The organism is Ruminococcus sp., assembly GCF_019423705.1.
Classification (GTDB): Bacteria; Bacillota; Clostridia; order Oscillospirales; family Ruminococcaceae; genus Hominimerdicola.
Map to the genome: position 1 here is coordinate 78067 of NZ_JAHZAX010000005.1, position 12778 is coordinate 90844.

At 44.7% G+C, this 12778-nt stretch carries 14 protein-coding genes; all 14 read left to right on the top strand.

What is annotated here, in order from left to right; translation table 11 throughout:
• The first annotated feature begins 47 nt into the window (after positions 1 to 47).
• The 14 genes from yajC (at position 48) to QZ371_RS05565 (ending at position 12755) form a co-directional block, all read left to right on the top strand.
• Positions 48 to 380 carry a preprotein translocase subunit YajC gene (gene yajC / locus QZ371_RS05500; RefSeq protein WP_295210456.1) on the top strand — a complete coding sequence of 111 codons (333 nt, stop codon included), beginning with the start codon at positions 48 to 50 and terminating at the stop codon, positions 378 to 380.
• Between the two features lie 116 nt (positions 381 to 496).
• Positions 497 to 901, top strand: coding sequence for a TIGR04086 family membrane protein (locus QZ371_RS05505; RefSeq protein WP_295210458.1), 405 nt, complete (start codon positions 497 to 499; stop codon positions 899 to 901).
• A gap of 99 nt (positions 902 to 1000) precedes the next feature.
• A complete protein-coding gene (scfA, locus tag QZ371_RS05510; protein WP_013498654.1) occupies positions 1001 to 1144 on the top strand; it encodes a six-cysteine ranthipeptide SCIFF in 144 nt (47 codons plus the stop codon).
• Positions 1145 to 1274: 130 nt separating this feature from the next.
• Complete coding sequence (gene scfB, locus QZ371_RS05515) at positions 1275 to 2648, top strand: thioether cross-link-forming SCIFF peptide maturase (protein WP_295210460.1); 1374 nt, start codon at positions 1275 to 1277, stop codon at positions 2646 to 2648.
• 447 nt (positions 2649 to 3095) lie between these two features.
• Positions 3096 to 4154: a hypothetical protein gene (locus QZ371_RS05520; RefSeq protein WP_295210462.1), complete on the top strand. Its 1059-nt coding sequence runs from the start codon at positions 3096 to 3098 to the stop codon at positions 4152 to 4154.
• Between the two features lie 165 nt (positions 4155 to 4319).
• Entirely contained in the window at positions 4320 to 5066 is a 747-nt protein-coding gene (locus QZ371_RS05525; protein WP_295210464.1) for an EAL domain-containing protein, read from the top strand.
• A 37-nt stretch (positions 5067 to 5103) separates the two neighbouring features.
• The gene (locus QZ371_RS05530) at positions 5104 to 5838 is read left to right on the top strand and encodes a hypothetical protein (RefSeq protein WP_295210466.1); all 735 of its coding nucleotides are present in this window, start codon (positions 5104 to 5106) and stop codon (positions 5836 to 5838) included.
• A 54-nt stretch (positions 5839 to 5892) separates the two neighbouring features.
• Entirely contained in the window at positions 5893 to 6555 is a 663-nt protein-coding gene (locus tag QZ371_RS05535) for a signal peptidase I (RefSeq protein WP_295210468.1), read from the top strand.
• Between the two features lie 30 nt (positions 6556 to 6585).
• Positions 6586 to 8157: a hypothetical protein gene (locus QZ371_RS05540; protein ID WP_295210469.1), complete on the top strand. Its 1572-nt coding sequence runs from the start codon at positions 6586 to 6588 to the stop codon at positions 8155 to 8157.
• Between the two features lie 61 nt (positions 8158 to 8218).
• Entirely contained in the window at positions 8219 to 10351 is a 2133-nt protein-coding gene (locus QZ371_RS05545; protein ID WP_295210471.1) for a DUF2357 domain-containing protein, read from the top strand.
• Between the two features lie 8 nt (positions 10352 to 10359).
• Positions 10360 to 11046: a signal peptidase I gene (locus QZ371_RS05550; protein ID WP_295210473.1), complete on the top strand. Its 687-nt coding sequence runs from the start codon at positions 10360 to 10362 to the stop codon at positions 11044 to 11046.
• Positions 11043 to 11495, top strand: a complete 453-nt coding sequence (locus QZ371_RS05555; RefSeq protein WP_295210475.1) for a hypothetical protein — start codon at positions 11043 to 11045, stop codon at positions 11493 to 11495. The genes QZ371_RS05550 and QZ371_RS05555 overlap by 4 nt, the downstream gene beginning before the upstream one ends.
• 19 nt (positions 11496 to 11514) lie before the next feature.
• Entirely contained in the window at positions 11515 to 11742 is a 228-nt protein-coding gene (locus QZ371_RS05560) for a hypothetical protein (RefSeq protein WP_295210477.1), read from the top strand.
• 17 nt (positions 11743 to 11759) lie between these two features.
• On the top strand, positions 11760 to 12755 hold the full coding sequence (locus QZ371_RS05565; RefSeq protein ID WP_295210478.1) for a hypothetical protein: 996 nt from the start codon (positions 11760 to 11762) through the stop codon (positions 12753 to 12755).
• The last annotated feature ends 23 nt before the right edge of the window (positions 12756 to 12778 follow it).

Genomic DNA, 12778 nt, shown 5'->3' on the forward strand with positions numbered 1-12778 from the left:
TCAAATCTGCTATACTTAAGGGGTATTACAAATTTGGAGGTAATTAAATGAATTATTCAGCACTTGCAGCAGTTCTGTCGGCTGAGCAGGGCTCTACGGCTTCGCTCGCTATGACATTTATTCCACTTGTTCTTATTATCGTTGTGTTCTATTTCCTTATTATCCGTCCTCAGAAGAAGCAGGATAAGAAGGACGCTGAGATGAGAGACAATCTTGAGATCGGCGACGAGGTAGTTACAAACGGCGGTATCGTTGGAATTGTGTTCTCTATTAAGGACGACACAGTTGTTATCGAGACAGGCGGAGACAGAAGCAAGATCCGTGTTAAGAAGTGGGCTATCGCTAAGAACGAGACGATCCACGACGGTGACGCTAAGTAAATTTAGCTTATAATGGATATTGACGGACGGGAAGGTTATCCCGTCCGTTTTTTGTTCTTATTTTCCTGACGTGGGAATATAATTCTTATGAGTTATACTGAGCGGAGGGAAGGCTTATGAAAAGAGTTAGAATGTTTGAGGGACGAAAGCTTTCGGCCATTACGACGCCTGTGATATCGGCGCTGTTGGGGCTGGGGGCGGTGTTCTTGGTGATACTGCTGTTTGCGTTTGCCATCACAAAGATCGACGCAACGGATTTTATGCTTTCGGTGATGTCAACGGTGGCGCTTTGCGTGGGGGCATACGTCGGGGGATATGTAAGCGGAAAAAGGCAGCGGCGCAGCGGTCTGCTTTCCGGGGTGCTTTGCGGAGTGTTCATTTTTCTTGCGATAGTGGTGCTCAGCGCTTTGTTTTCTAAGGCGGTGGAGAGCTTTTCCGTCACCACAAAGCTTGTTTTGACCCTTGTGTGCGCAGGAGTTGGCGGCATTGTGGGGGTGAATACGAAAAACAGCAGATATTAGCCTTGGTATAAATATTTATACTGCATTAATCGTGTGTTCATATTCATAGGGGCATAATGTGGTATAATTAATTTAAAATAATTATTGGAGGAATATCTGATGAAACATATCAAGACGATCAATAAGGCTAATCTTAAAAAGACTGCTGCTAAGGGCGGCTGCGGTAAGTGCCAGGCTTCTTGCCAGTCTGCTTGCAAGACTTCCTGCACAGTTGCTAACCAGAAGTGCGAGAGAGAAGCTTAATCTTCGGATCTTCTTCGGTGGTGCCGCTTGAACAGCTTCGGTATCACCTCTTTTAAAGGGGCATTTTTATGTCCCTTTATTTTTTATGTTACTATTGTTGATGTATTATCTGTGTGAAAGGTTGATTTGAATGATACACAAGTTTAAGCTTGCAGGATTTAATGTGCTGCTGGACGTGAACAGCGGCGGAGTGCATATCGTTGACGATCTGACTTACGATCTGCTGGACAATGTTGAGCCGCCGTTTGCGGAGAAGTGTCCTGAGAACGTGATGAAGAAGCTCACAAAGGCTTATCCTGCGGAGGATATCGAGGAGTGCTATGAGGAGATCGTATCGCTTTACAATGACAAGATACTGTTCAGCGAGGACGATTACGAGAAGTTCGCCCTTTCGGCTGTGGCTTCTCCTATCAAGGCGATGTGTCTGCACATTGCACACGACTGCAATCTGAGATGTAAATACTGCTTCGCTTCCACGGGCGATTTCGGACAGGGCAGAATGCTTATGGATTTCGAGACTGGCAAGCGTGCCATCGATTTCCTGCTGGAAAGATCGGGCGACAGAAAGTTTTTGGAGGTCGACTTCTTCGGCGGCGAGCCTAGCCTTAACTTCGGCGTTGTTAAGCAGGTGGTGGAGTATGCTCGCTCAAAGGAAGAGGAATTTAACAAGAAGTTCAGATTTACTATCACCACAAACGGCGTACACCTTACTGACGATATGATCGACTTCATCAACAAGGAAATGTACAATGTGGTTCTGTCTATCGACGGCAGAAAGGAAGTCAACGACAGAATGAGAGTTCGTGTTGACGGAACGGGAAGCTATGACAAAATCATCCCGAACTTCAAGCGCCTTGTGGACAAGCGTGACAAGAACAAGGACTGGTATGTAAGAGGTACATACACAAAGTATAATCTTGACTTCTCAAATGATGTAATGCACCTTTATGATCTGGGATTCGATCAGATATCTGTTGAGCCTGTTATGGCTGACCCTAGCGAGCCTTACGCTATCACGGAGGCTGATCTGCCTAAGATATTCAAGGAATATGAAGTGCTTTCCGAGAAGATCAAGAAGATCAGAGACGAGGGCAAGTTCATAAACTTCTTCCATTTTATGATCGACCTTGACCAAGGCCCTTGCGCTATCAAGAGGCTGAGAGGCTGCGGAAGCGGCAACGAGTACGTTTCCGTTACACCGGACGGCGATATTTATCCTTGCCACCAGTTCGTTGGTATCACCGAGTTCAAAATGGGCAATCTTTACGATGGCACATTCAACGAGGAAATGAAAGATATGTTCGCACACGCACACGTTTACAACAAGCCTGAGTGCAAGAAGTGCTGGGCGAAATTCTATTGCAGCGGCGGTTGCAATGCAAATAATTACATTTATGCCGGAGATATCCACAACGCTCACAAACTTTCCTGTCAGATTCAGAAGAAGAGACTTGAATGTGCGATACTTATGAGGGCTGTAAAAATGCTGGAGACGGCTGAATAAGTTAATATTCCGTAAATTTTATGACCGTCGAAAATTTGTAAACAAGTTAAATGATTTTCACATAAACCGTTTTCGGAAAAATGCTGTGCAAATAGTGTGATAAAAGCAATAGCATAAAATGGGACAAGTTCCTGTTTTATGCTATTTTTATTGGTGAAAATCTGCCCAAAAAGCGAAAATATTACAGAAATTTTCCGAAAATTGTGGCATTTTAAACTAAGTGTTGCACTAATGTGAATATGTATAATGTTAAATTTTATGAAAAGAGTGGAAAAAATCGCCTTGACTTTTCGGAGTGATTTTATTATAATTAATACAATAAAGACGTAAATAAGCGGCGAAAAACGACATCGGCGGTGCTTTATTTGCGGGCGCTATTTTGCGCTGATAAAGGGATAATTTGTATGGGCGGCGTGCCCGAAAATATTATGAAAAGGATGAAAAAATATGAGAACGAATGATAAGAAAAATACTTCCGCAAAGAAAAAACTTATACCGGCGGTAGCAATGCTCACAACATCGGCTATTATGCTTTCTACGGCTACTTATGCTTGGTTTACGCTCAATAAAACTGTTGAGGTTGACGGACTACAGATGACTGCTACAACTGCGGATGCTCTTGAAATTTCTCTTGGTGGTGTAACAAAGACTGAAAATGGCACAACTCGTGATGGCGGTGCTATTGCAAGTAATTTGGTTGCTCGCCCAAGTGATACAGATGATGTAAGCTGGACTAACATAATAAATGTTGGAGAGTATTACGAAAAGGTTAAATTTATTAAACCTTCTTCTTCTGTCGATGGTGTTAATTTCTGGGAAGCTACAGACGCTACCAATGGTGGTAAAACTGCGACAAAATTTGTAGAGTCAACTCAAAGTGATACGGCACTTACAGCAAGAAAGAATCTCGAAATTTCTGGTAATCTTTCAAATGTTGATAAGACAGACACCGCTACAAGCAGTGATAATTATGTCAAGTTCCCAGTTCATCTGAGAACATCTAAGTTAGCGTCAACAGGTAATTCAACTGCTACAGTTTATTGTACTATGAGCATAACAGATCCAGATGACAGTGAGAAAAATACGCCAGATGGAGAACTCTATAAAGCTGTAAGAGTTGCGTTTGTTCCAATTACATATGCAGGAAGTGGCAATAATGTTGCTTCAGAGGCTGCAAAGGCGAGCATTATAATGGGCGCAGATACAAATTATTATACTACAGGTCAAGCAGTTAATTCACAAAATAGTCGTGGAGCTGTTTCAGTACAAAAAACAGTTGGCGATGATGATTCATTGGCAAAATTCGATACTAAAGTGCCTATCAGTCTTCCAACAAAATCTGGAGAGTATGGTCATTCCGATTTTATGGTCTATGTATGGCTTGAGGGTGAGAGTACGTCATGTTTTGACGCAAATTCAGCTCAGAATTGGAATATTGATTTTGCTTTTTCATTGGAGAAGGGTAGCCTTCCTACAGCATTACCAACAACTTCTACAGGCAACTAATCAATAAACAATAAAACAAAAAAGACGCCGAAGAAATTCGGCGTTTTTTAGTAGATGAGAGTATTTCAAAAAATGTGCCGCAAAGGTGGGAAAAAGGTCGATTTTCCTTTACTTTTGTGCGGTTTTATGGTATAATAAAGTGATGACGATTGGAGGGCGATGTGTATGGATAACGGTTCAACTGTTGACGGGGTGCGTGCTGTTGAGCTGTTTTATCGTCCTGTGAAAAATACTGACAGCGATCGAACGGTCTTTCTGCAATCGCAGACAAGGCTAAACGGCCCGAACCTCGGCACGCTTATGCCTGCGGATTATCTGCCTGTGGCGGAGCTTTCCGACCTCTCTGTGAATATCTTCAAGCTGAGCCTTGTTCAGCTTTTGCAGGCGGTGGAAAAATTTAACGTAAGAGAGATAAACTTCGGCTGGATATCCCTTTACACCCCCGTGCGCTTTCTGCGTGACACCAACGCTCCGCAGATCGCCGCTGAGTATTGCGACAAGTTCGGCGTGAAGTATGAGAACGTCTGCTTTGAGCTTTCCCCGAGGATACTTGCCGAGGAGGATAAGTCGGCGGCGGATAATATCGCAATTATGCGGCGGCAGGGCTTTCACTTTATGCTGACGGGCTTCGCCGCAGAGGGCTTCTCTCTGCTGAAAACAGCCGAGTTCAAGGTCGATCTTATTATGCTCGACGGCTCGATGACGGAGGCTTTGAGCAAGGGCGACCGCTATGAGACTTGCGTGAATTCTCTGCTGGGCTTTGTTTTTGATCTTAATGCGGAAGCTATCGCCGCAGATGTCAAGAACGAGGCGGAGATGAAAAAGCTGGAAAGTATGCAATGCCTTTATTATGTCGGCGAAAAGGCTGGAAAATATATCGCCGAAAGATATGTGAGAAAGAGAAACGAATAAAATTTTCTGATAATTCTGATAAACGGGAGATACAGTTTTGGACGGTAAAAAACAGGATAATAACACAAGGGTGGTCGATACCCTTGCCCTCCGCAGAACTGCTAAAGAAGCTAAGCGCTATGCAGTAGTTATGCGAATGCTGAAAATACTTGCCATTATTCTTGTGGCTATCGTTGCCGCCGCTTATGCGGTATCTTACTTTTATGACAAGTACGGAAGCTTTACGGTCAAGATCAATAAATATGATATGATAAATCAGGGCCTGACGCTTTCTGAGACACCCGACTATGATAAGTCAAATTCACGGCTGGGTGCTGATATAGTCTACGATATGACGAACATAAGCGGCGAGGACTTGCCCAATAATATCGACAAGGTCAATGGAAGCCACAATGGCGAAAGCTATATCGCTTATACTTTCTATCTTATCAATTCGGGTAAGGATACACTAAGCTATGACAGCGAGCTGACTATCGAAAACGTGACGAATCACGTTGATGAAGCGATCAGAGTAGCGGTGTATATGAATGGTGAAAAGACGGTTTACGGCAAAACAAAGTCTGACGGAAGCGGAAAGGAAAGCGACTGCGATAAGGAGTTTGCCTCCTCAACAGACGTCCTCAAGGACAGACGTGAAAAGCTTAAACCCGGCGAGAAAGACAAGTACACCGTCGTTATATGGCTCGAGGGCAACGACCCCGACTGCACAGACGACATAATCGGCGGAACAATGAAACTCGGAATGAACTTCAAGATCGTCGAGACAACGTAAGGCAAAAAATAATATGGAGGGAGGAAGCCTCGGGCTTTCCGAGGTTTTGACTTTATGAAAAAAGCAATCAAGATCGTATTTGACGTGATCGCCTGGATAGTGCTTATATTCGCACTTATCATCACAATACTGGTGTTCTCTTCCGATAAGAACAACGGCACAGCAAGCCTCTTCGGCTACATTCCGCTGACCGTTGAGTCCGACTCGATGAAGCCCACATTCAAGAAAGACGACCTCATCATCTCAAAGGAGATCGACGACGTCAAGAGCCTTAAAAAGGGCGATGTTATCACTTTTTGGACTATCATCGACGGACAGAAAGTAAAAAATACCCACCGTATCGAGCAGGTGCTTGACGAAAACGGCTCGATAGGCTTTATAACTCGAGGCGACGCTAACGATTCGGACGATAGCTATACAGTTTATGCAGGCGATATCGTCGGCGAGTGGACGAACGTTAAGATCGGCGGCTTCGGCAAGGTAATGGACTATCTGAGAACAAAGACGGGCTTCTTTGTCTGCATACTTTTGCCAATAGCCCTGTTCTTCCTGTTTGAAGTCTACAAGCTCATTGCCACAATCGTCGAGATCAAAAAGCCTGCGATCACAGAATCCGACGAGGAAGAAATTAAGAGACGTGCCGTTGAAGAATATTTGGCACATCAGAAGAAAGAGGAAGAAGAAAAAGCTCAGCAGGAGACTGAAAAGAAAGAATAGTCTCTGCGCTTTGTATTCAGGAGAAATGCTATGAATGGATTTCTGAAATGGTTTTTTGTGTTTATATCGGCAATGCTTTCGGGCTTTGCGCAGATCTTCAAAGGTTTGTGGAACGGTATAAAGCAGATATTCAACATAAAAGAATACATAAAAATATTCAAGACCTATTCCACAGACTTTGGCGTTCTGGGCTGGGTCTTGTCGGTGCTTGCGGTGGTGATCATTGCGGCGATATTCCTGCTCATCATATTTATGATCGTCCTTGCGGTGAGAAAATATGTCAGATTCAGACACTCGATCGTCAGCAATGAAGACCTTATCGAGGAGATATCAGACCTCCAGCGACAGGTTGTCAAGATGACCAAAGAGAAGGACGAGATCATGGCGATGAAGGTCGCACAGCTTGGCGTTTATGACAATACCGCACTTGCTGAGGGCGAGGCTAAGCTTGCCGAGGGTGAAGCTGCCGTGCCTGCACAGGCGGAAGTTCAGACCACAGTTGACGGCGTTGTGCAGACCACCGATTACAGATTTTCAAAGCTTATCGAGGTGGACAATTTCTACAAGGATTACACTCCGCCTGCTTATGACAATGACATAACGCTCAGCGGCATATGCGAGGCTTACAGAAATTTCGCCTGCTCGAGAATGCACCTTTACTATGACATAAAAACTATCAGACTGTTCATTGCAGGTATGGCTTCCACAAAGCTTATTATCCTTCAAGGTATTTCCGGTACAGGTAAAACTTCGCTGCCATACTCTTTCGGAAAGTTCCTGCAGATAGACACAACTATCGCTTCGGTGCAGCCTTCTTGGCGTGATCGTACCGAGCTTTTCGGTTACTTCAATGAATTTACTAAGAACTTCAACGAAACAGAAGTGCTCAAGAGAATTTACTCTTCGGGATATAACGACGACGTAAACTTCGTGCTCCTCGATGAGATGAACATTGCGAGAGTTGAGTATTACTTTGCAGAAATGCTTTCCATTTTGGAAATGCCTGACCCTGCCGAGTGGGAGCTTGACCTTGTGCCGAATGTTTGGAGCACCGACCCTGTTATGCTTGATAATGGCAAACTGCGTATTTCACAGAACATTTGGTATATCGGTACGGCCAACAACGATGACTCCACGTTCACAATTTCCGATAAGGTCTACGACCGTGCGCAGCCTATCAACCTTGATTCTAAGGGCGTTGCTTTTGACGCACCTGACACGCCGCCGATGAATTTGAGTTTTAGCCATTTGGACGCTCTGTTCAACGAGGCATTCAAGGCTTATCCTGTTTCGCAGGACAGTTTGAAGAAGATACAGCAGCTTGACCTTTGGGTCATCGAAAAGCTGCGTGTGGCTTTCGGTAACCGTATTCTCAAGCAGATGAACCTGTTCGTCCCTGTTTACGTTGCTTGCGGCGGCGAGGAGCTTGACGGTATCGACTATGTGCTTGCCACAAAGATATTCAGAAAGTTCGAGTCTCTGAACCTTGCAATGCTCAGAGAAGAACTCAAGGAGCTTTGCACTTATATGCAGAAGCTTTTCGGAAGAAATTCTATGAAAGAGTCTATCGCATATCTTGAAAGATTGCAGAAGCTTTATTAATAGACTATTTTAGCTTTTTACAGAATTAATATAGATAAAATTTAACAGAGGAGGGAAGAGATTGAGCGACTATAAGGATCAGCGCAGAACTTTTATGAATGCTATTAATGAGTTCAGCGGCGATGAGCAGTTTATGGCGGCACAGTCTCTTCTGCTTTCGGGAAGCAAGACCGTCTCTATGAACCGCAAGGTCATTGAAAAAAATATTGACACTTCTTGGCTCACGGAGATAGAAAAAGCGCTTCCGCATATTGACAATGTCATAAGAAACCCGAGAAACACGATCAAGGAAGTTGAAGAGGTCGTGCCTATCGCAATGTCAAAGAAGATCACGGTGGAGTCTATCAAGCATTTGGGACAGCACACTGACTTCATTCAGGACGTTGACAAAAAAACGGGCAGGATAACGCCTTCAAAGATACTAAATATCCACAAAGAGGAAACTTATGACACTTATGAAAACAGGTTCGTGAACACACTCATCGACCGACTTTTTATTTTTATAAGCATTAGATATCAGAAGTTGGTGCAGACCGCCGAGGCGCAGGAAGCCTACACCCTGTCATACGACACAGCTTCCGACAGCGGTGACGGACGAAAGGTCAACATCAGCTTTAAGATAGAAACTATCGACAGCCTCAGCGAGGGCGGCTCGAAAGATACTGACGTCTGGAAGCGGCTTGAAAAGGTCAAGACGGCTATCGACGGCTACAAGGGTTCGGTGCTTTGCACAACGCTTGGCAATCTTTTTATCAGACCGCCTGTTATGAGGACGAACGCTATCACCAAAAACGTTGATCTTAATGCTTGTTTGACACTTTGGCAGTTTATTGAAAGCTATGACAAGGCTGGATATGAGGTCAATGTTTCCGATACGGCGCAGAAGCCCGATCAGAATTACATTGAGGATATGCAGCAGTTGACGGCTTTCAACTATATGCTGTTTCGCTCATATACTCACAGCGGCGTTGACCCTGTTGAGTTGAAAACGCAAAAGAGCAAGACCCTTGCGCCGAAAGTCGTTAAGCGGTTCGAGAAGCAGACTTCCAATAAGTACGACGTGCTCGTTGGCGATGGCGAAGCTGCTAAGAAGAGCAATGCCCCCGAAATACTCATTACGCCGAAAGAGGCTGGGTCGATCGCTGCGGAACTTAATAAGATAATCGACATTGAAAAGCAGTTCCTTGCCGACGAGGAGCAGCGCAAGATCGAAGCCGAACAGGCTGCCGCCGAAGCGGAGAAAAAGCGTATCGAGCAGGAAAAGATCGAGCGTGCAAGACGTGAAGAGGAAGAGCGTATCCGCCTTGAAAAAGAAGAGGAGGAGCGCAGGCAGCAGGCTATCCTTGAAAGACAGCGTGCAGATGAAGAGGCTCGCAAAAAGGCAGAGGAAGAAGAGCGTGAGCGCCGTGAGAAAGAAGAGCAGATCAAGCTTGAAGCAAGGCGCAAACGTCAAAAGGAAGAACGCCTTCGCCGAGAGGAAGAGGAGCGTGTCCGTGCCGAGCGTGCAAGGATCAGAGAAGAGAAGCGGCTTGTCCGCAGCAGCCTTGGTTCTGCAATGGGCGAGGATATCGACTTTGACGATACGGAAGATATCGCCGACAACAGATTTGTTGAGTATGAGTCTCCCGAAGTTGCAGCAAGAAAGGCAAAGGAAGCCCAGCAGCAGCGTGAGCTTGAGCGAAAGGAACGTGACCGTGCCGAAAGGCTCAAGGCGGAACGTGCAAGGCTTGAGCAGAAAGACGTCAAGGAAATTTTCCGAGAGTATTCAAAAAATCCGTACTATATTGCAAAACGTGGCATAAGAAATGTGCTTGCCAATGTATTCGGCGTTATACCAGAGGGTACGGACAATCCGGACTATATAAAAAAGCTGGCTGATAAAAAGGCCAAGGAGCAGGAAGAGCTTGAAAAGAAGCAGGTCGAGCGGGAAATGGAAGTGCTTTACGAGAAGTACGCCCCCGACTTCAAGTACGATGTGAAGAGACGTATCAACAATGCGAAATTCAAGCGTAAGAAGCGGCTTGCGAAGAAAAATCAGCCGCCTAGACCGTACACTCCGCCGCAGAGAACTGAGGAGGAGCAAAAGGCTATCGACGCAGAGATGAAGCGTTTGTACAGGGAATATCACGTTTCGGCTGTTGAGAAGCTAAAGCGGTTCGTTAAAGAGAGAAAAGAACGTTATAAGATGAAATAAGGGAGGTCGTGGCAATTATCAGCAGAGTATTCGCAGGGGTAAAGAAAGCTTTGAGAATATTTGGCGTGGCTGTTTTTGCTGTATTGCTGGCGCTGGTGGTCTACATAATGGTTTGCGGCTGCAATGGAAAGGCGGCAAGCGTTTTTGGAACGACTGTAATAAAGATCATAAGCGGGAGTATGGAGCCTTCTATCCACGAGGGCGATTACATTTCGGTTAAGGCGATAAGCACGGACGAGCTGAAAGTCGGCGACATTATTTCATTTTATTCAGATGATAAAGACATTGAGGGCAGGATAAACACCCACAGGATAGTAAAGAAAAATGCCAACAACACATTTGTCACTAGGGGCGACGCAAACAAGTCGGAGGACAGCGTTTTAGTCAGCGGCGACAAGGTCATAGGCATTTACACGGGCAAGCTGAGATTTTTCCGCTGGCTCAACTCATTCGCTTCCGTGAAAAAGCTGCTTATGCTGCTTGTCGTGATCCCGACGCTGCTTGCGGCGATCTACGAGGTCAAGACCATTGCGGCGATCAAAGTTGACGGCAAAATGGCGGAGGCTCAGAAGCAGGCAGAGCAGGAAAAAGAAAAGCTTTTGCGTGAGGCTATCGACAAAGAGATCGAGAGGTTGCGCAAAGAAGATGAAGATAAAGAAAAAAATAAAGAAGAAAGCCGAGGTGAACAGTCTTGAACCAGGAAAAAATAATGAAAGCCAAAATGATAACGGCGATAGTCATTTGCATTGCGGCGCTGGCTGGACTGTTTGTTTTCGTGGGACTGTATATGGACAAGTCGCAGGAGGTGCAAAAGACCTACAAGGCGAAGTATATCGAGAGCCTTGGGGCGGCTTCCGAAGAGCTGGGGACGTATCTTGAAAGTGGGAAAGATTACGACATCAGGTATAATATGGTGCTGTCTGACTTAGGTTCGGCGAGGACGCTGGTGTTTATTATCGACGGGTATACTGACGAGCAAAAGGCGATAAACGAGCTGCATTACTGCTTTGTGAAATATCCCGAGCAGATGAAGGGCAAGTTTGAGGACGTCAAAAAGGCGATAGACCATATAACAGAAAATCTTGACAAAGGCTATGACGAAGTAAACGAGATAGTTGATTCGTTGGATAAAATGGGCAACTAAAGTGAGGAGCTGGTAAGAGATGAATGACAAGAGAAAGTTAAAGCGTGAGATAAAGAAATGCAGGCTGACCATCGAAGAGATCGAGAGAAAGAGATCACGTTCGCAGTCGGCGCTGGTGCAGGCTATTCTTTTGCAGGAAGAGCCGAATGAAATGGACGTTGAGTGGTTCAACAAATACACAGGCGAGATCACAGCTTGCCGTAATCATATGATCGAGCTGCAAAAAAAGCTTGATTCAATGGCATAATTCGGAGGTAGGGTTAGGTGTCTGAGCGTATTAAAGGCGGAAATGAAAAAGAGCTGAGCGAGGAAGAGAAGAAGAACAGAAAAAAGGCGCTCATTCTCAAAATAGTTCCTGTTGCTGTGCTGGCGTTTATACTGATAGCGGTCAGTTTGGCTTGGTTCACGCTGGATAAAGCACTTGACCTTGACTCGTTTGGCATGACAAGCGTTGATTCTCCATTTGAATTGATGACTGAGGGAAGTCAAGATGGCTTACAAGATAAAATACTTGACAGCAAAGAATACAGCAATTCGACGGTTAACGAAGACTCAAATGTGACTTCTGAAAAGTACAGCAAGATATACTGGCTGATGAATGACGAAAGCAATATGAAAAATCAGTCGGCTGATTCGGCAGGTATCAACCCCGGCACAAGCGGAAAGCTGACATTTTATGTTGTTCCAAAGCAGTCTGGTAAGCTTGATATAAAGTTTAAGCTGAATATTACGGGGTATACAGAAAGCGGCACAGGCGATAATACGACTTATGCGCCTGTCAAAGATGAAGATATAAACAACTATGTCAACGGACATATAATGTTCTTTGAGAATTATTATGAGACTAAAAAGACTTATTCTAAGTTTCTGCATAATGAAACATTTGAAAGGACTTTTGATGATTGTAAAGTTGATGAGCCTATCGCAGTTGATATCTATTGGGTATGGCCTAATACGCTGGGACAGATACTTCTTAAAAGTTCGGACAGTAATTTAAGTGAAAACAATGTGCTGTTTGATGATAATAGTGATAAGAGAACTGATTTTGCTAAATATATCATAGACAATGCTAGTAAATTCTTTAAATCAGATGACCATATTAGCGAGGATAATAAAACCGCTATTAGAAATATGCTGACAGGCAAAAGCTATAACGCTTCACAGCTTGCGGCTTTAAGTTCTTTGTATAACAATGCAGATGAGGCGATCGGCACAAGCGTTAATGATCTGCTTGTGGAGCTTACAGCGCAGTCAGAATAACACCCTGCACGGAGGCAGTCTAA